The organism is Pseudoalteromonas shioyasakiensis, from assembly GCF_024518675.1.
In the GTDB taxonomy this organism is placed as follows: domain Bacteria; phylum Pseudomonadota; class Gammaproteobacteria; order Enterobacterales; family Alteromonadaceae; genus Pseudoalteromonas; species Pseudoalteromonas shioyasakiensis_B.
In genome coordinates, this window is record NZ_JANIGL010000003.1 from 387,383 (window position 1) to 407,698 (window position 20,316).

Consider the following 20,316-nt stretch of genomic DNA (forward strand, 5'->3'; position numbering starts at 1 on the left):
AAGGAAACCTGTATGAATGCTTTTGTTAAGGTTAAAGTGGCCTGCCGTTACTTTTTTGCATTAACTCTGTGCTTTTTCTCCCTTAGTAGTCAGGCCGTTGAATGGCCACAAGAGGTTGATACTGCTGAAGGGATCATTGTGGTATACCAACCACAACCAGAAACCCTCAACGGGAATGTCCTCGTTGCGCGCTCTGCAATGTCATTTAAATTAAAAGACGACGAGCCCATTTTTGGCGTGTTTTGGTTTAATTCAAAAATCGACACTGATCGCAGCGCAGACAGCGTGACCGTGCATCATATTGATGTTACAAAAGTGCGCTGGCCCGATTCAAAAGATGCGGGAGAACAACGTTTTACTACTGCAGTGAACAACGCGCTAAAAGAAGTGCAATTTGTTACGTCTCTCTCGCAGCTGACTGCCAGCCTTGAAAGTGCGCAAGCCGCAGAAAAAAGCTTATCAGAACTTAAAAATGAGCCGCCAAAAATACTCTTTGCCGATAAACTCGCAGTGCTACTAAGTTTTGATGGAAAACCTAAATTTAGTGCGATTGATAATAGTCCTTACGAACGTGCTTTAAATACCCCAATGACAGTGGTTCGTGATAGTAAAACAAACACCGTTTATCTCACCAGTGGTACAACATGGTATCAAGCCAAAGACGTTATGGGCCCATATAGTGAAACTAAAACGCCACCTGCTGATTTAGTTAAAATAGTGCCAAAACCAGAACAAAGTACATCTGCAACGAGCCAAGTTCCACAAATTGTGGTAGCAACCGAACCGACAGAGCTTATCGTAACCGACGGCACAGCTAATTGGAAAAGCTTGACTGGCGGGGAATTAATGTATGTCAATAATACTGAAACTCCCTGGTTACGTGAACTCAAAACCAGCAATATGTATGTTTTGCTGTCAGGACGTTGGTATCGCGCAAAAAAACAAACAGGGCCTTGGACATTCGTAAAAGCGGATGAATTACCCAGTAGTTTTGCAAATATTCCACCAGAATCTGACCTTGCTGGGCTTCGCGTATCAGTGGCAGGCACTGAAGAAGCGAATGAAGCAGTATTAGATGCCCATATTCCACAAACAGCCGCAATTAGCCGTAAAGATACCAGTTTAACAGTTACTTACGACGGTAAGCCTAAGTTTGAAAAGATTCCAGGCACTGCAGTTTCCTATGCCGTTAATACCGCTGCGCAAGTATTGTTAATAAACAAAAAATATTATGCTGTGGATAATGCCGTGTGGTTTAAAGCTGATTCAGCCACTGGTCCGTGGAAAGTCGCCGATGAAATTCCAAAAGATGAGATAGCTAAAATCCCACCAAGTTCTCCGGTTTATAATACAACGTATGTTGATATTTATGAATCAACACCAGAAGTCGTGTATGTCGGTTACTACCCAGGCTACATGTGGTCTTACCCTTATCATGGCGTGCCTGTGTATGGCACGGGTTGGTACTACCCACCTTATTGGGGTGGTGGCTATTATTACCCTCGCCCACCGACTTGGGGGTTCAACGTCGGCTATAACCCATGGACAGGCTGGAACTTTGGCCTAAGCTGGAGCAATGGCTTCTTTAGTGTGGGTATTGGCTGGAGCGCAGGCTATCCTGGTGGCTATAGACCAGGAGGCCACTGCTGTAATGGTTGGTACGGTGGGGGTTACCGCCCTCCTGTAATTATTAACACCGGCGACATTAATATCGGTAATAAAGTCAATATTGGTAATCATAACAATATTAATATAGGCAGTAATAACCGCACAAATAACTTGTATAAGCGTGGCGATAATATCAAACGTAATGCAGCACCTTCACAAGTTAAACGTGATTTTAAAACAGCTCGCAGTAATCGCGATGCTAAAAATAACGTTTTCGCTGATAAGCAAGGGAATGTATTAAAAAACAACGGTGATTCATGGCAGCAACGCAGTCAAAATAAATGGCAAGAACTTGATAGTGCGAAACAGCAACAAATCAAAAGTAAAGCCAGCAATATTGACCGCCAGCAATTAAAAGATCGCGCCAGTACCGTTGACCGCGATAAAGCTCGCTCCACTTTGCAAAACAGCCAAGTTCAGCAGCGCGCTCGCTCTTTATCTGACCAACGCATGCAACAACTAAATAATGCTAATCGGGCTCGTCAACAAGGTTTTCAGCGTCAGCAACAACTACGCCAAACACCTCGTCAATTACCTAGACGCGGCCATTAGCTTGCGAGCAATAAAAAGAGCGGCATTAGCCGCTCTTTTTCGTAACACTTTTTAATCCAATTTAATCAGCAGCTTGAGGTGCGCTAAACGCCTTACTGTAAAAACCAGAAGAATCAAAACAACAGACTCTTTTTTTGCCTGAGGCTAGCATCTCACATGCGTCATCAATGCGTTTATCCCTCGTTTTTTGCTGCTTTGCTGAAGTCACCCAATGAATCCAATCTAACCGAGCAATAGTGGTTGTGGCCTGCCATGTCGCATAAGCTTCAGCAGATGTCTGTAATGCACTAGCAAAGTCAACGGGCACAGACGGTTCTGGTTCCTTCGCTACAACCTTGATCTCAAATTGTGCCTCCATACCTATTACCGCACCGGATAGTTCAAGTTGACTGTTTTCAATGCGTAACCAGTGACTTTTGTTACCATCTGGCTCTAAAAGTGCTTCAAATGCATAACCGTTGATGGCAGCCAGCACTGTAATGCGCCCGCGCCTAGCCAGTATTGCGCTTACCTCATGCGGCAAGACAACAAAGGCCCGGCCCATGGCCGACCATTATTTGGTCGCAATGGTTGAGCGGTAAATTGTTCGCTCGCGTTGCTATTAGTCATCTATTTCATTCTTAAATGTTAGCTTTGCCTAAAACAAACACCACTGTACCGATTAATCTTTACAAGATCTATAAAAGCATAAACCAGCTAGACTTTAAACTCATTTACCTGCTCTTGCAGTGTTGAGGCAAGTTGTGCCAACTCCTGAGATGCTTGAGCATTTTGCTGTGAGCTTTCACTTACTGAGGCTATACTCGTACTAAACTCGTTGATATTACTACTTAATTCATTAGCAACCATTTGCTGCTCTTGAGTTGCAGTGGAAACCTGAGTATTCATATTTGCAATTTCAGTGACTTCAAAATTTATTTCGGTCAACACTTGAGATGAGTATTGAGCATGATCAACACTTTCTTTAGCGCTACTTTGTGCGTTATCCATTGCGCTTACCGCTTGTTGAGCCATATCTTGAAGTTTGGTGATCATTTCATTGATGCTAGCAGTAGCTTTTTGCGTGTTATGAGCCAACTGCCTAACCTCATCGGCAACAACTGCAAAACCTCGACCAGAATCACCCGCTCTAGCAGCTTCAATCGCTGCGTTTAATGCAAGTAAATTAGTTTGTTCAGCAACTCCTTGGATCATCATCACAACCTGATTTATATCATTAGTTTGTGTATTCAATTCACTAATTAGTTGCGTATTTACATTGACTAACGTAGACAATGTATTGATTGATTCAATATTATCCGCCACAGCTTGTTGCCCTTGCTGAGCTTTAATATCAGCGTTACTGGCTTTTTCAGAGGTGGCAAGTGCATTATGAGCAACTTGCTCAATCGCACTACTCATTTGTGTGATTGCAGTTGCTATCATGGTTGATTGTTGCTCTTGCTCTGTTGCAGTACTGGCGACCTGAATACTGATGGAATTCATTTCTTCAGCGGCTGATGACAAAGTCAGGGTCGCGCCTGTCATGTCAGTCACTAATGTATGGATACGCGCTAACATGCTATTAAAATTAACAGCAGTAGTCGCTATTTCATCTTGTCCTTGCACTTGTGCTCGTATCCTTAAGTCAGCATTCGAGGCTATTTGCGCAATCGTATCGCGCAATGACATTAATGGATTATGGATTGAGCGGTAAATTAAATAAGCAACCACAAGTAATAATATAATCAAAATTATCACCGCGCTACTCATGGTGTATTTAATAAATTGATAGTTATCATTAGCTTGCTTTTTAAAGCTGTTTGCTTCTTTTAGCTGTAACTCTATAAGTGCTTGATAGCTTGCACTGAGGGGATCAAAGTAACGGTATAACTCAGCAACAAACTGTTTTTGCGATATTGACGCAAACTCACCACTGTGAATGCTATTTAGTAAGTTTGTAATGTGAGTTTGTACAGGTCGCAACTTTTGCTCTACATCTTTAACTAAGCTTTGCTCTTGCACCGTTAGCTTAGTATTTAGGTAGGCTTTCCATTCATTATCAGCAAGCGATTTTGCCTGATTTATGCCACTTAAGAACTCTGGCTTGGTGATGGTAGCAGCACGGTATTTATGGAATAAGTCAACGATATTCACTGCGTAATTGTCTGATACCGTTTTAATCTGCTTTAGAGGCACAACACGATCATCGTACAAGCTATCAATACCTGATACGAGCCGCCCCATAGTGTTAATTGCAAAAAACGATGAAATAATAAAAACAATTAATGGCAACAAAGCCAGTACAGCTAAACGGGTACGAACTGAGTAGTTATTTAACATGGTTAACCAAAATTATACTGTTGATAAAACTAGTATAATACGAAATAAATTTTCTACCTTAAATATTAGAATAAACAGCATTAATAATAATGTTTTTTGCTATAGTAGATTTACTAACCAAACTAAGTAGCTAGCCATGTTACCTAAACTAATAAAAAATTACGCTATCATACTTTTACTATCTAGTTGTCACAGTGCAATCGCCCAACAGGCGGTAGTTAATTTACATTTAGCAAGACCAAGTGTTGTTGACTCTCCAACTAATCAATATATTCATGCGCTGTTAACTCAAAGTTTTGCCAAAGTCGGCAGAACAGTAAATTTTATTTATTCTGTTGAACCTATGAATAAAAAAAGGATTGCAGAAGAGCTCGATAAAAACACCAGTATCAATTTAGCATGGTTATCTATAAAGCCGAATTCAGCTGTAAACCTCATACACACTACCTTGCCTATATACAAAGGTTTACATGGCAAGCGTTTATTGATGATTAATAAAGACCAGCAACAGCGGTTTGCCAGCATCAACACCTTAGATGATCTCAAACCACTTATTGCGTTACAAAAACAGAGTTGGTCTGATTTTGAAGTGTTAAAAAGAAATGGCCTAACAGTAAATGGTGAACTAAGTTATAGAAGTATGATAAAAGCATTAGAGACAAAACTTGGTGACTATTTTCCTCGTTCAGTCTCAGCAATTGAAGCGGAGGTTGCTAAGCAACAGCATTTAAACCTAATGGTAGAGCCAACAATCATGCTGCATTACACCAATCAATACTTTTTTTACAGTCATAAAGCAAATAAGCAACTGATTACATTGCTACAACAAGGGCTTATAAAAATGCAGCAAAGTGGCGAGTTTGAAAGCTTGTATCAACACTATTTTGGTGAAAAAGAACAACGTTTAAGTTTATCAACTAGAAAGGCATTTCAACTACAATAAGGGTTAGCTATGGTTCATCGTTTAATTCGTTTGTTATCTTACGCCGTGATTTTTTTATTTGGATTTGCAGCGGGTATGTATGCGCTACCTATTCTTACTGCCCCCGCGTCGCCTAGCCAATTAGAACTTGCAAATCATGCACAACGTGCATTATTCAGTGGTGAATTCAAACGAGATTTAGCAGGCTCAGATGCACTGCACTATGGCCAAGGCCAAGTTCGTTTATCGAATAGCGCTATTTCATTTGTTGGAGAGTTAAGCCCAGGACCCGACTACCAACTTTATTTAGCCGATCGCTTTATTGATAACGAAACCGACTTTTTAGCTTATAAAGGTACTTTCACTCGGGTTGCAAGTGTTAATACCTTTGATGGATTTTTAGTTGATGTGCCACAGGGCATTAATATAGCTGATTTTAATACTGTGATTGTGTGGTGCGAAAGTTTTGATGAATTTATCAGTGCAGCTAAATACCAGTAAGTGATGATTAACGATTAGGCTCAAAACCATTATAATGCGGTAGCTGTGCATCAAAGTCTTCCCAATTTGCTTTAGAGCTGCAAAAGTTATGACTAATCGGCCGTTCATTAATGTCACTGTCTAAGATGCCTAAACGTAACCTCAACCGCGCTCTGTCATCGAGATTCTCACTGTAGACTGGACTGCCGCACGCTGTACAAAAATGGCGAATACGACCCGGTTTAAATTCAAAAGCCGTTAAACTATCCTGACCCTGAATGACTTTAAAATCAGCGCGGTTAACAAAGCCATTGGTGGCAAACGCAGTGCCGCTAGACTTGCGACATAGCGAACAGTGACAATGAATAATACTCTCAATTGCCCCTGCAACTTGTACTGCGACTTTTTTACACAAACAACTTCCTTGGTACATGCACTTCTCCAATAAACCTCTGCAATTATGCTTTAAAATATAACATAAGTGCCTATTTTAAAGCACGAAAAAAGCTGCCTTTGGAGAGGGCAGCTTTGGAGAATAACAGTCATGGGTGTATGGCTGTTAAATCAAGAGATTTTTAACTAAAACATAGTTAAGCAGCGTCGCTGTTTTGTTCACTGTGTCGTATTAAGTAATCAAATGCACCTAGGCTTGCTGTTGCACCACTGCCCATTGCAATAATGATTTGCTTAAATGGTGTATTAGTTGCATCGCCTGCACCATACACACCAGGTAGCGATGTTGCACCTTTAGCATCAACCAAAATCTCACCAAATTGACTAAGCTCAAGCTCTGAATTTTTTAGCCATTCAGTATTTGGTATTAAGCCTATTTGTACAAAAATACCTGCTAAGTTCAGATCTTTACTGTCACCTGAAACACGGTCGGTATAACTCAAACCCGTGACTTTTTTACCATCACCTAACACCGCTGTTGTTTGCGCATTTTTAATAATCGTGATGTTGCTCAAACTATTAGCTTTACGAATTAAAACTTCATCGGCACGTAAAGTATCAGCAAATTCAAGCACAGTGACATGCTCAACAATATTGGCTAAATCAATCGCAGCTTCTATTCCAGAGTTACCACCACCAATAACAGCTACGGGTTTGCCTTTAAAAAGTGGACCATCACAGTGTGGGCAATAAGCTACACCATGACCACGGTACTCTTGCTCACCCGGTACATTCATTTCACGCCAACGTGCCCCTGTTGCCAGTACTAGCGATTTCGCTTTTAAAGTCGCACCGTTCTCTAAAGTGATCTCATAGCCATTGCTGCCACGCTCTAGGCTTGATGCACGTTGATTATGCATTACATCAACGTCGTATTCTTTAACATGCTCTTCAAGCTGAGCCACCAATTTTGACCCTTCAGTGGCTTTAATTGAGATAAAGTTTTCAATAGCTAAAGTATCAGCCACTTGCCCACCAAATCTATCCGCAACGATGCCCGTGTTTAAACCTTTACGCGCTGAATAAATAGCTGCAGATGCACCTGCAGGACCACCGCCCACAACCAGTACGTCAAACTCATCTTTTTCGCTAAGAGCTGCGGCTTGACGAGCGGCTCCTTTAGTGTCAACTTTATTTAAAATATCAGTCAAGCTAACCGCACCTTGGCTAAACGGTTCGCCATTTAAGTACACTGCTGGAACAGCTAAGATATTGCGCTCTTCAACTTCATCTTGAAATAACGCACCGTCAATCATGGTCGCTTTAATATTACTGTTTGTTGCCGCCATAGTATTAAGCGCCTGCACAACTTGCGGGCACGTTTGGCAGCTTAAACTTATGTATACTTCAAAGTTTAATTCTTGACCTAAAGATTGTATTTGCTCAATGTCTTCACTTTTAGCTTTACTTGCATGTCCGCCAGTATGTAAAAGTGCTAACACTAAGCTTGTAAATTCGTGTCCCATCGGCACACCGGCAAAGGTGATATGGGTATTTTTTATCGCTGAATGAACAACCATTGAAGGACGACGAACGTCACTATCAGGGTTATTGATTACTGTAATTTGATTGCTCAAACTTGCAAGATCGTTCGCTAAGCTTTCAATTTCTGTTGATTTTTTGCTGTCATCCAAGGCGATAAGCAGCTCAACAGGTTGAGTAAGCGATGCAAAGTGGCTTTTTAATTGGTTTTTAATGTTGTTGTCTAACATGTTACTGCCCTTGTTTTCAGCATAAGGAACCCACTACACATTACATGCTAATGTGCTTAAAACGTTGTGTAGTGGGGATTTAGCGCCACACAAAGCAGCGCTTATGTAGTTTTACTACAAATTGGTAATTTAGATTTTACCAACTAGGTCTAGTGAAGGAGCGAGTGTTTCTTCACCTGGCTGCCAAGAAGCTGGACATACTTCACCGTCATGAGTTGCAATGTACTGAGCTGCTTGAACTTTACGTACTAGTTCTTTAGCGCTACGGCCAATGCCTAAATCATGAGTTTCAATCACTTTGATTTCACCTTCTGGGTTCATTACAAATGTACCGCGAAGAGCTAAGCCATCATCTTCAATCATTACACCGAAGCTACGAGTGATACGACCTGTTGGGTCACCAATCATTGGGTAGTTGATTTTACCAATCGTGTCTGAGGTATCGTGCCATGCTTTATGAGTGAAGTGTGTATCAGTAGATACTGAGTATACTTCTACACCCATTTCTTGCAGTTGTGCGTAGTGATCGGCAAGGTCACCTAACTCTGTTGGACATACAAATGTGAAATCTGCAGGATAAAAGAAGAAGATTGACCACTTACCAAGTACATCTTTTTCAGATAGCTCTACAAAGTCACCATTGTGGTATGCAGTTGCGTTAAAAGGTTGGATTTTTGTGTTAATTAATGAAGTGCTCATAGTATTCCTCATTTATATTTAAAAGTATTTAAGTTACTCAACACTGCCTCTTCGTTAGTAAGGTCCTCTGCGTTGGCTTGATTAATACAATAAGGGTTATGAGAAATTAAATAAAATTGATTGTTTAGATTAAAACAATCGATTTTTAAGATTGTAGTGAAAACCTAAATAAAAAAGCACAGCAAAACTTTTGCTATGCTTTTACTTCTTAAAAACCTTAGGGTTTTTATTGAATACCTAAACTCGTATCACGTAGATCAATATTAGCTGATTTAATCTGTTGCAAACCGGCTAGTGTGGTAACTAATTGGTTCAAGTCTCGTCCATGCTCATCGACTAACACATAATAATCTTTATAAGCCTGTTTTATTAACAAGTTATGTTGTTTTGCAAGTGCTTGCACGTCGCTATTGGTGTTCAGCTCAACAACTATCTCACCGGTTACTTGATACTCATTAAACCCATTTTCAGCAGTTACGATATCGCCTTTAACTACTGTCGCTGCTAACGAGCGAGCACTGCGCTTTAGAGAAATCGTTTGGGCTTGCTTAGTAAGTTGTTTAGTAAATTGCTCACCATTGATCACAACTTTTTGCCCCGCTTGTTTCACTGGGGCTGATTTAATTTTTAGGCCGCTTAATTGTTCAGTAGTCACAGTCGCGAAAACGCTACTTGATAAGCCTGTAAATACCAAGGCTAGTAATGTTATTTTCATAATAAACTCCTATCTTAGTGCCCGTAAATACGCATTGACCAATCTTTGATTACGCCATTTACACTGTTGTTTTGACCTTTAAAACCAATAATACCTATTTGTGAATTAAAGATGAGTGATTGACTGGTACCTTTATCGGTATCTATTACTTTTAACGTCCAGTCACCTTGCGCATTCTCGCCATAGAAATGATTACTTAGCATTACTGAATCTGTGTGACCACCGTTATTTTCAGCTAAAAAGCCAGTACGAGCACTCATTAAAACACTACGTGTGCCCGCAGGTGAAATAAGCTCAATACCTAAGTCACGAATACGCTGATGATCAATGTTTAACTTAACTTGCACAGCTTCAACAGTTAAATCACTCACTATATGCATTGTGCTCTGAGCACCAGCAACTGTGGCGTCAGGGATTTCAACATCCGCGACTTGCTGTTGCCAATCTGTAATTTGCAATTCAGGGAGCGAAGCACTTGTAAACAAAGCTTTATAAACAGCTTCATCAACATTAACCGCACCTAAGCCATAATGGTTATGAAAAGCATAACCCGCGTTATTAGTTTGCCATGCAGGAATTGCATTGTATGTAACTTGCTCACCGTGGATGTTTTCGAACTGTAAATCTACACCAGGATGGTCTGCATCTGTTTTACGTGCTGTGGTAGCTAAAATATGCTTAACAGTACGCGCATCAAGCGCTGGATTGGCTGACATAACTGTTGCGATAGCACCTGCGGTATTAGGCGCTGCCGACGACGTACCATTCATAGTACCAAGGTAGTCGCAGTTAGGGTCAAGGTCACTGCCACCATGTAAGGTATTTTCACTTGGCGTTGCTGTGCTGTTTCCACCACGATCACAACCTGACAAATCAACAGTTACCATCGCTGGAGCAGCCGTACCAAACTCGCCACCTGGAGCTGATAAGAGCACATTAGCACCAACAGATGAATACGATGCCAGTTCACCATTAGCATTTAATGCCGAGATGACTACATTCCAGAAGCTCGTGTTATCGCTCGTAATATTAGCATTATGAAATGGTAAACCTTGATTATCAAAAAATGTATTATTTTCATAAGGTAATACTAAAATAGGCAGACCAGCATACACTGCATTGTAACTTTGATAAGAGTTACCCGCTGATTTAACATAAAGTGCACCACGGCCCCAATGGCTGTTTAAACTAATGTCTTCCATTACTTGCTCTTGAAGCGCAAGCGTCGGATTGTTAGTAATATCACCATTGACAGGAATAGGTGGTGTACTACCATAACTTTGATTGAATACGCGCGGATCGGTAAAACGATCTAATGCAGCAAAATCCTCTGACAAACCATGTGATACTAACCAACTAGATAAAGATTGCGAATCTAAAAAATTAAAGCCCACAAGGTTAGCTAATGGGGCCACGCCACGTCCACCAATACCATTACCTTCCGTTGCAGCAATAAGCCCTGCAACAGATGTTCCATGGCCATTAAAGTCTGTCGGAAAGTCAGATCCATCAACTAAATTAACAGAGCCTGGAACAACATTTGTAACTAAATCTGGGTGATCTATTTGTACTCCAGAATCAATCACAGCAACAGTAATACCACGACCTTTAATTCCCATTAAACTTGAAAAGTCTAGATTTAAATCTTGCCCTGCAATACCTCCTGAGTGTGAAAAGCCTGTTTGTCCTGTATTTTTTAAATGCCATTGTTGAACCGTTAATGGATCAAGTTGCATTAATTGCTGATCGGGTCCAAATGAGTCTGCATAAGCAGTACTAGCAATAAGCGTTAATGCCGTCGCTATTATTGTTTTTTTGAATGTCATAGCATCCCCTGGTAAAATAATTTTGTTAGTTCCCAAATAGGGAATTTACAATGTAACAATATATTTACCTAATAACAACACAAATGACAGCGTAAGTCATTTCACCTCAACAAAGTCGAAAGCGATCGTTTTCACTCGTACAATGGTATACTTACCCAAGCAATTTCTACTTACTACTGCAACAGGCAAAACAATGAACAAGTTTATTAACCATATTCAATTAGGCTATTTCGGGCTTCTGCCTTTTTTAGGCTGTGTCGCTTGGCCACTTTTATTGGGTAGTAATAGCGTTAATATTGAGTTTTTCATTTTTTATAGTATTGCCATTCTCGCTTTTATGGCGGGTAATCAATGGCGAGCTGGAGAACAAAGTTATCGCAATGCATTAAAAGCGGTTATTCCCGTGATCCCCATTGCATTTTTATCTTTCTTGCCTACCGAATGGATGATTGCTTGGTTAGCCGTGAGCTTTTGGCTAGTACTGCTATTTGAAAAGTCATCACCCCAATGGCAAAACTATCATGTTGATTACCAAAAAATGCGCTTTGTGCTCACCTCAGTGGTATTTGTATGCCATATATTGGTCATTGGCTTGAGTGTATACCCTAAATAAGTTCACCTTGTGGTGTAAAAGTCGCGATTATTGTACTATTGCGCCTCCCAATTTAAGGAGTTAGCATGATAGACCAACTACGCCAGAAGCTCGATCAACTAGGTGAAAACTATGTTGAGAAAAACGGCTTATTTAAAATAAAAGTGCTGCCATTTTTTTGTGCTATTCACATTAAAAAAGACCGTAAGGGTGAAGGTCGACTGTCATTTTACTCCAACCAGCTGATTGAAATTTTTCTAGTGGTATTATTTTTATTGTTTGGCCTGATGATCTTTGATCCCAGTAAAGGCTTTACCTATGGCCCTGTTCATATTGTTTTTGCAGTATTAATTACCTTTAATTTACTGCTTAAACAGATTGCAATTGAAGGCCTCAAAACTCGCTTAGCGCTGTGCCCGGTCGCAAAAATTGACTCAGGAAATTAACGTATTGATTATATTCTGCTATACCTATAAGTATTAATGATTTTTGGTAGCGGTTAAATGAAGCACCCGTATTGGATAGCGGTTATATGGGCGATTGTGTTTATTTGTATTTACGGATTACTCAAGGTTGAGTCGCCTAACCAAGACACGATTGAAGAATTGTTTTGGGCAGGTATTTCAATATCCCTCACTCTGCAAGTATATGCCTATATCAGTAATAAGCTGCTTATAGGTGCATGGATTATTTATAATTGTGGATTGTTATTTGATTTACTTGATGACTTAATCGACACACAATTTTTACCCTTACTATTATTTGATACCACCTTAAAAAACATAGGGTTTATTTTAACCTGCGCCGGACTCATTTTATTAATTAAAGACAAACGTAAAACAATTAAATTACTGAACGAACAGATTCAAGCCAGTCAGGTTTTACAGCAAAAATTAGCATTTGAAGCAAGCCATGATCAGTTAACGTCACTGGGTAACCGGCGTGCATGCTTTACCCGCTTCGAGCAACTTAAGTCTCATTATTACCGTGTCTATTACTTTGATTTAGATAATTTTAAGCATGCAAATGACACTTATGGCCACCAATGTGGCGATGAAATCCTCATTGATTTTTCCAAACGCCTTTGTGCTCATTTCTCAGCTGAAAATTGCTTTCGCTTAGGCGGAGATGAGTTTGTTGCCTTTTGTAATGATAAACAGCTAAACATTGAGTTAGTACGCAATGATCTTTGTCGTTTTATGCATGACTTTGGCATGGGAGTGAGTATCGGTTATGCGAATTTAAATCCCGACGAAGACACGGATGCAATAATACATAAAGCCGATCAGCGCATGTATGAAGATAAAACAACGAAAACAAGCCGCAACACAGCAGTCAATTAAGATATTTGATATACTCACACATATATAGTTATAGCAATGATTTAATTAATGTATTTAAACCCTCGTTGGCGAATTCTTACAGTTGGTGATGGCGATTTATCATTTTCACATGCACTAAAAGATGCATGCAAGCCGCGCTCTTTAGTCGCTTCTACTTATGATAGTCAAACCACCCTTGAAACTAAATATAGCGAAAACGCCCTCGCTCCGCTAAGGGATGCAGGTGTCACTATATTAACCGAATTTGATGTCACTAAAGAATCTGATTGGCAGCGTCTGGGGCTGCAAAAATTCGATGTTGTTATATTTCAGTTCCCACTTATTCCTGCATTTAAAAGCGAGTCCACTTTTAAACAACAGGTGAAGCCAAATACCTTAAACCGTGCACTGCTGCATCAATTTATCAAACATGCATGTGACTATGCCCTTGATAAGGCGGGGCCTCAGCTGTGTTACATTACCTCCAAAGATGTAAAACCGTACCTTCACTGGAATATCGAAGGCAGTTTAGTACAAAGGCTAAACGCGAGTTATATCGGACAAATGCCGTTTGCTATAAACCAATTCCCTGGTTATAAAATTCGTAATGTGGATAGAGATAAACATGTTAAAGATACCAGTGGAATAACCTACGTATTTAGCCCAGACGACGATACTAAACTACGAGACAAACTTACGTATCCAAGCTATTTAAACGATAACCATTGTGCGCTATGCCGTGCCGGGCCATTTTGCTTCGACGAAGATAAACAAAAACACTTTAATGGTAAAAAACATCGCCAAATGCAATCACTAGAAGATGATTGGCAACAATGGCTAACAAACTTTTATACTGAGAAATGATTATGAATTTTGTAATAGTTGGCACTAACTTTATCAGCGATACGCTACTTACAGCAGCGCAAACTCTCACTGAGTTTAGATTGTATGGAGTGTGCTCTCGCGCAGTATCTAGCGGCCAAGCTTTCTTAGCTAAGCATAACGAAGATCAAGCCAGAGTATTTACTGATATTGAGCAAGTTTGCGCCGATGAAAACGTTGATGCGGTATACATCGCGGCCCCAAATAGCTTGCATAAAGAATATGCAATTGCTTGCTTGAAAGCCAATAAACACGTACTTGGTGAAAAACCGTCTGCCGCCAACAGTGCAGAATTAGCGCAAATACTTGCAACCGCTAAACAACAGCAATGTTTGTACATGGAAGCAATGATGACCACACATCTACCAAATTTTGCGATTTTAAAACAAGCGCTAAAAAAAATCGGCACGCCTCGTAAGTATATAGGTCAATACAGTCAATATTCTTCACGCTACGATAAATATAAAAATGGTGAGCGCCCAAATACCTTTTTACCCGAGTTTGCAAATGGAGCATTGGTTGATCTCGGTATTTACCCTTTGTATATCTTAATTGCACTTTGGGGCGCACCACAATCAGTACAAGCCAGTGGCGTATTACTTGATACAGGCGTTGATGGCGCTGGTGATGTATTACTAAACTACCGTGATAAACAAGCGGTGATCAGCTATTCAAAAATATCTCAAGGCGATAACATCACTGAAATACAAGGAGAAAAGGGACGGATCAGAATTGAAGCTGTATCGTTGTTAAAGCGAATTCAGTTTATAGCTAACGATGGAACAATCGAAGAGTTATCACAGCCTTTTGATGAGCACTTTATGCGCCATGAAGTGGCCCATTTTATTGCAACCGCTGAACAAAATCATTGTGAATCGACGGTCAACAGTCACCAATTAGCCTGCGATGTTATGGCCGTGTTGGATCAAGCTAGAAAACAACTAGGCGTAGTTTATCCTGCAGATAAATAAGGCGTTAACCGACAACAAAATTAACGCCTCAGGGAAACGCTGTTAATCGACTTGCTGGCAAGCTGCGGTAATTGCTTGCCAGTTTTCATCATCAATCCATTGTTGCGCCGACACCCACGTGCCGCCCGCTGCAAATACATTGCTTAATGCTAGAAATTCATCAACATTTTTTTCATTGATACCACCAGTTGGGCAGAACTGGCAATCTCTATAAACACTTTTAACGGTATTTAAAAACGCGATTCCACCGGCTAAATTCGCGGGGAATAACTTCATTTCTTTAAAGCCAGCTTCGCGAGCTAGGGTTATATCTGAGGTGCTAGACACACCAGGTAACACAGGCACACCGCAATCAACCAGTGCTTCAAGTAGCTTTGGCGTTACTGCGGGTGTAACAATATAATCAGCGCCAGCTTTTAGTGCATCGGCTAAAATTGTACTATCAATCACAGTTCCCGCCCCCACTTTTAAGTCTGGGAATGCTTCTTTAATTGCGCTTAAAACACTTAACGACGTATCGTGGCGTAATACCACTTCAACCAAATTAACACCACCTTCATGCATTGCCTTTGTAATAGCAACACCGGTTTTTGGGCAACCTGTTTGGATGATCGGTAATAATTTTTGACCAGCCATATATTCTGAAAATAACATTATGTTTCCTTTAGTCGTTAAGACGATTTATTGTGTTAATAGACCCTAACAATGGCTTATTAGGGCTTTATAATTTTAATTATTGCAATAGTAAGTAACGGCCACTGACGGTATATTTTTTACCTTGATAGCTAAATGCTTGCTTAGATAAATTTTTAGCTTGGTTAATAGCAAGTAAGCTAGTTTTGCCATTTACAAAATTAATTTCAATAACTTGTACTTCACCGACTCGTTCACTTACCAGTTTGTTAATTCGGCTGGTACCTTGCAATGTATACTCTTTACTTGGGTTATATTCGCCATGCGGTTCTATAATACTGACAAATTGATGATTCTTTGCATTTTCAACCCGTTGAATAAATGCACTTTGATTACGTAAATTAAAGTCGGGATCATTAGCACCGGTTTGCGTGAATAATAGTTGCGTATCATCGCCAGCAATACTTGTTTGCGTGTAAAAGCGGCCATTGCTATTAAGCCAAGTCACTTTAGTATTGTCAGATTCAGGCTTAGCTGTTGCCGTTAACCATAAATGTTCATACCCTGAGGCTTTGCCTAACGGGCGACGCTGTTGGCTATTGTTATCAATGGCAAAATTACTATCAATAAAGTGGCCACTGTATTGCACGGGAAGATCATATTTATGCGACTGTTCTGATGCAATATCAACGATATCGACGACAAGGCTTGGCATGGTTTTATCAACCGTTAACAATGCCATTGTGCGAGTAAGATTGACTCCCTCATACGCAGTATCAATACTTGCCGAGGTTAATTTAAGGTTTTTATCATCAATAAAGTAATGCACTGTAGGCGCATACTTTTCAGCAGTTGTCACATTTGAATTAAAGTGGCTTTTTTCATCAACGACAACGGTATTATGAGCAATGGTCTGTTTAGCAAATGAGTTGTTTTCTGGTAGGTAACGGCCACCAAACTTAGCTTCAACATTTAAAAAGCGCGCTGCGCCATAATCTGTAACAACTTCGTTGCCTTGATCGTAAAAGATCCAGTTGAGCTTATCAAAATGTCCATGTCCCATACCTTGAGAGGTCGCTTTGAACACCAATGCTTGATCGTTTTCTCCCCCGGCACGTAGCACCACCAACGCGCCGTCTTGACCGCTACTGCCATCACCAAATTCTTTTGAAGTAAATTGATAAGGTTGAGCCATATTGGCATCTATTGCATTCGCAACTTTTAAGCCATCACCAGTTAGCACAATTTGCTCTTGGCGCTTTGCAATATCGAGCAATTGCGGATCTTCTGTAAGGCCATAAGCGATTGTCACACCTTGAACTAACTCGATGGTATCAATCCCTTTATCTTTTATTGCGTCATTAATACCAAAAAATAAGCCGTTATAACTTAAGTCAATTGTCGATTTAATTGCTTTTAAAATCACGCCATCACGATAACCAAAAATATCTCGTTGCGGCTCATTACTCTCTATTGCTTTTGCAAACGTAATAAAAGGTAACAACGCATAGCGTTGATAATAAGGCCCTTCAGTATAATAGCCTTGCGGTGAAAATAACTCATCGACTTGACGTAAAAAACCTGCTTTTCCTGACTTGTCTAAACCATACAAAGCTTGTTCAACTAGTTCTTGCTCATCAAGAACATAGCCTGTCATGCCAACCGCGGCTGTTGCCCAAGTACCGTGATTATGAACTTTATCAAATGTGCCCGGAGACTCTGTAGATAAAAACGCAGCAACCGGTTTTAATATTCCGTCTTCGATCCGCTGCTGTTCATCGTTTGATAAAGCACTCGCTACGGCATCATAGGCTTGAATAGTGTGAACTAGCCACACAGCTTCATTTAAAATTTGCCAAAAAAGCTTACCTGGATTTTGATTTTTCTGCTTCGGATGTAAACCTATTTTAGGATACAAATCAACATATTCGAGTAACATGTCACGAACATATTGAGCGTATTTTTGCTCCCCTGTTAATTGATAAATAACCCCTGCTTGATACATCAATTTATAGTTTTCTTTATGACGCTCATGGGTGTAGCCCCCCCCTGCATCTTTAGGCAGCGGTACTGTAATAGGCAGAGCTAATTGCGTATCTAACTTAGCTTTTACGGCGTGAAAACGTTCAGCAAATGAACTTGGTTGCGTAATTGCTTTACGCATATCTGCCACGTCGTTTTGCGTAAGCACCAAATTAGGGTGCTCACTTGCTAAGCTTAATGAAGACGCCAACAAACTAGACGACAGTAACAATGATTTTAAAGTGAACTTTGATGATGGAATAAGCGCCATAACTACCTCTTAACTACATATGTTTCAGCGCCGCTTAATTGCTTGGCATAAAGCTCAACGATTTTTGGCTGCTTAGAATTGTTATAAACATTATTTTTAATAAGAGTTTTTGGCTCACCAACCGTATGTTCTACTAAAATACCCGCGGTGCCTTCAAACTCATTACCTTGAATGTCAGTAACTTGCACACCATGCAACCAAGCCAAAGCATTTTGTTTATTGCGTTTACCGTTGCCCACATTGCTAAATTGATTATTTGTTAAAGTGACGTGTGGGCCAAAAGTACTTTCATCAGTGCCTCCACGATATACTTTAGCGACGGCTCCGTTTACATCACTAAACTGGCTATTTTTAATCGTGACATATTCAGCGTTATAAATACCTAAGTCTTCATACTCTTTATCTAAGCGTAAAATATCGCCAGTAATATTATGAAATTGACTATTAGTGATATTAACTTCTTCAGCTAATGCCCCTTTACCAGAATCAAAGAAATGGAATGAATGATTAATATCTAAATCGGTTACTTTTACCGTATCAATAAGTAAACGGTAGTTATAGTACATTCCCCATTTAGCTGTACGTATTGCTTTATTGCCCGTAGAGTCTGGGCTATTTTTACCTGAAATAGTCAAGCCAACAAGCTTTAAGCTACCGCCATTATTAATTTCAAAGAGTGTAGAACGTGAAAATGTCAGTTCAACACTGCCGACCTTTTGCGCACGAAGAGTGAGTGTTTTATCAATATTCACTATTTTCATTAAGTCATACTGGCCCGGTTTAAGAACAAGAATATCACCGTCATTTGCATTTTTAACGGCGTTAAACAATGCGCCTTCAGCGTTATTAACTAGGTGGCTTTGGCCTGAATCAAACTCTGTTGTTAAAGGCTTTTTCTCGTACCATTTAGGACCTGTTTGGCTTTTAAGCGTTGGCTGTAAATCCTTTGACACACCAAAATCCTTGTTGTCGCTTGGATACATTAAGCCATTACTCGCACGCTTCATTGTAATAGACTCGCGAGTAAAGCCTGAGTCTGTAATTGGCTTAACCATTTTACTCACTAAGTTATTACTAAACTTAATGCCGCTGATATCATCAAATGCAGTGAACACATCAGCTGATTCTTGGTTGTATACTAAGTTGTTGCGCATAACACTATTTACTGGCACGGCTGAGCGTTCTTGATCGCTGCCTGCAGCCAATTGAATATGACTCACATTGACCAATGTATTGTTTTCAACTGTCGCATTATCAACTTGGTGATAGCGATTAATCGATGAGTTAGGCACCCCATTCATAACCGTTAAACCACTACCAAAACGATAGCCTGTTAACCCTTCTAAATAATTATTACGTACAAGTTGGTCTTTATTGATCACACGAATACCACCGGTGTGATCTACGCCATTACCAAAAAACACATTATTCTCAACAATGTTACCATTACCATGGCGTAAGGTTAGTGTGCCTCTCGATTCATAGAAGGTATTATTACGAAGTGTATTTTTGCCAGATTTCACTGAGATAATTTCAACTTCACCATCACAACGTTCAAAATAGTTATTTTCTACAACCGTCAGCGAGTCAGTTAATGAATAATGACTAGTCCCAATACGTAAGGTTTCCCCTCCGTTTGAGCCAAACACTGGGCGTGGACCAAAGTAGTTGTGATCGATACGGTGATTATTTTGCTGGCTTTGCTCAGCATCTAAGCGAACTGCCATGGTCACGCCTTTATTGCGTTTTCCTGCTAGGTAACTGTGATCAAAACGGTTATTTTTACCATACAAAGCAACCCAATAATCAGACTCTTGTTTATCTGGGTTGCTGTAATTATCGATAACAACTTCTGTGACACGTGAGTTATTTGCGTATTCGCTTTTATTTCTTCTAAATGAAATAACTGAACCTGTCGGAGTGTAACCATCTTTGAACACAAGGCCTTTAACAACTAAGTGCTCGCCAGCTAAACGTAGGTTAGATAAACCAGAGAGAATAACTTCTCCACTGGTTTGTGCTTGTAACGTAATCGGTTTATCTTTTTTACCTTGGCCACTGAATAACACTTCAAAGTTATTCCATGTACCATTTTTCAATGTGACAACGTCCCCTGCCACTAGATTATTTGCGACTTTGCTATATTCCTCAGCGTCACTGACTAGGTAAGTTTTGGCAAACAACATCTGGCTAGACAACGCGGTAGCTAGTGCTACAGAAGTGGCTAATAATTTACGCGTTACTATCTTGCTTTTATGAAAACTAGACATACAA

The 20,316-nt window shown here is 40.1% G+C and carries 18 protein-coding genes; 8 read left to right on the forward strand and 10 right to left on the reverse strand.

Going from position 1 to position 20,316, the window contains the following annotated elements:
• Positions 1-12 precede the first annotated feature (12 nt).
• Positions 13-2,220 carry a carbohydrate-binding family V/XII gene (locus tag NQT69_RS11200; protein WP_256827755.1) on the forward strand — a complete coding sequence of 736 codons (2,208 nt, stop codon included), beginning with the start codon at positions 13-15 and terminating at the stop codon, positions 2,218-2,220.
• A gap of 61 nt (positions 2,221-2,281) precedes the next feature.
• Here the strand turns inward: NQT69_RS11200 and NQT69_RS11205 are convergent, their stop codons facing one another.
• Complete coding sequence (locus NQT69_RS11205) at positions 2,282-2,764, reverse strand: YdeI/OmpD-associated family protein (protein WP_256827756.1); 483 nt, start codon at positions 2,762-2,764, stop codon at positions 2,282-2,284.
• A 152-nt stretch (positions 2,765-2,916) separates the two neighbouring features.
• On the reverse strand, positions 2,917-4,542 hold the full coding sequence (locus NQT69_RS11210; protein WP_256827757.1) for a methyl-accepting chemotaxis protein: 1,626 nt from the start codon (positions 4,540-4,542) through the stop codon (positions 2,917-2,919).
• 136 nt (positions 4,543-4,678) lie between these two features.
• Here NQT69_RS11210 and NQT69_RS11215 point away from each other — a divergent pair, with 136 nt between their 5' ends.
• Complete coding sequence (locus NQT69_RS11215) at positions 4,679-5,485, forward strand: transporter substrate-binding domain-containing protein (protein ID WP_256827758.1); 807 nt, start codon at positions 4,679-4,681, stop codon at positions 5,483-5,485.
• 9 nt (positions 5,486-5,494) lie between these two features.
• Positions 5,495-5,965, forward strand: coding sequence for a DM13 domain-containing protein (locus NQT69_RS11220; protein WP_256827759.1), 471 nt, complete (start codon positions 5,495-5,497; stop codon positions 5,963-5,965).
• 7 nt (positions 5,966-5,972) lie between these two features.
• Here NQT69_RS11220 and NQT69_RS11225 read toward each other — a convergent pair whose 3' ends face one another.
• From NQT69_RS11225 to NQT69_RS11245, 5 genes are all read right to left on the reverse strand, one after another.
• Positions 5,973-6,377 (reverse strand): GFA family protein, encoded by a 405-nt coding sequence (locus NQT69_RS11225; protein ID WP_256827760.1) that lies wholly within the window; start codon positions 6,375-6,377, stop codon positions 5,973-5,975.
• Positions 6,378-6,534: 157 nt separating this feature from the next.
• Positions 6,535-8,109, reverse strand: a complete 1,575-nt coding sequence (gene ahpF, locus NQT69_RS11230; protein ID WP_256827761.1) for an alkyl hydroperoxide reductase subunit F — start codon at positions 8,107-8,109, stop codon at positions 6,535-6,537.
• 129 nt (positions 8,110-8,238) lie between these two features.
• A complete protein-coding gene (gene ahpC, locus NQT69_RS11235; protein ID WP_256827762.1) occupies positions 8,239-8,808 on the reverse strand; it encodes an alkyl hydroperoxide reductase subunit C in 570 nt (189 codons plus the stop codon).
• 226 nt (positions 8,809-9,034) lie between these two features.
• Complete coding sequence (locus NQT69_RS11240) at positions 9,035-9,523, reverse strand: hypothetical protein (protein ID WP_256827763.1); 489 nt, start codon at positions 9,521-9,523, stop codon at positions 9,035-9,037.
• A gap of 14 nt (positions 9,524-9,537) precedes the next feature.
• Complete coding sequence (locus NQT69_RS11245) at positions 9,538-11,349, reverse strand: S8 family peptidase (RefSeq protein WP_256827764.1); 1,812 nt, start codon at positions 11,347-11,349, stop codon at positions 9,538-9,540.
• Between the two features lie 193 nt (positions 11,350-11,542).
• On the opposite strand from NQT69_RS11245, the gene NQT69_RS11250 reads away from it, so the two are divergent.
• The 5 genes from NQT69_RS11250 (at position 11,543) to NQT69_RS11270 (ending at position 15,116) form a co-directional block, all read left to right on the forward strand.
• Positions 11,543-11,962: a DUF3429 domain-containing protein gene (locus NQT69_RS11250; protein ID WP_256827765.1), complete on the forward strand. Its 420-nt coding sequence runs from the start codon at positions 11,543-11,545 to the stop codon at positions 11,960-11,962.
• 65 nt (positions 11,963-12,027) lie between these two features.
• Positions 12,028-12,387: a hypothetical protein gene (locus tag NQT69_RS11255; RefSeq protein ID WP_256827766.1), complete on the forward strand. Its 360-nt coding sequence runs from the start codon at positions 12,028-12,030 to the stop codon at positions 12,385-12,387.
• A 57-nt stretch (positions 12,388-12,444) separates the two neighbouring features.
• Entirely contained in the window at positions 12,445-13,284 is an 840-nt protein-coding gene (locus NQT69_RS11260; RefSeq protein WP_256827767.1) for a GGDEF domain-containing protein, read from the forward strand.
• 48 nt (positions 13,285-13,332) lie between these two features.
• A complete protein-coding gene (locus NQT69_RS11265; RefSeq protein ID WP_256827768.1) occupies positions 13,333-14,127 on the forward strand; it encodes a class I SAM-dependent methyltransferase in 795 nt (264 codons plus the stop codon).
• Positions 14,128-14,129: 2 nt separating this feature from the next.
• Positions 14,130-15,116, forward strand: a complete 987-nt coding sequence (locus NQT69_RS11270; RefSeq protein ID WP_256827769.1) for a Gfo/Idh/MocA family protein — start codon at positions 14,130-14,132, stop codon at positions 15,114-15,116.
• A gap of 42 nt (positions 15,117-15,158) precedes the next feature.
• On the opposite strand, the gene eda is transcribed toward NQT69_RS11270, so the two are convergent.
• The 3 genes from eda to NQT69_RS11285 all read right to left on the reverse strand — a co-directional run bounded on the left by eda (position 15,159) and on the right by NQT69_RS11285 (position 20,312).
• Positions 15,159-15,773, reverse strand: a complete 615-nt coding sequence (gene eda / locus NQT69_RS11275) for a bifunctional 4-hydroxy-2-oxoglutarate aldolase/2-dehydro-3-deoxy-phosphogluconate aldolase (RefSeq protein WP_256828064.1) — start codon at positions 15,771-15,773, stop codon at positions 15,159-15,161.
• 76 nt (positions 15,774-15,849) lie between these two features.
• Positions 15,850-18,042 carry an alginate lyase family protein gene (locus tag NQT69_RS11280; protein WP_256827770.1) on the reverse strand — a complete coding sequence of 731 codons (2,193 nt, stop codon included), beginning with the start codon at positions 18,040-18,042 and terminating at the stop codon, positions 15,850-15,852.
• A gap of 2 nt (positions 18,043-18,044) precedes the next feature.
• Positions 18,045-20,312, reverse strand: a complete 2,268-nt coding sequence (locus tag NQT69_RS11285; RefSeq protein ID WP_372823073.1) for a chondroitinase-B domain-containing protein — start codon at positions 20,310-20,312, stop codon at positions 18,045-18,047.
• Positions 20,313-20,316 lie beyond the last annotated feature (4 nt).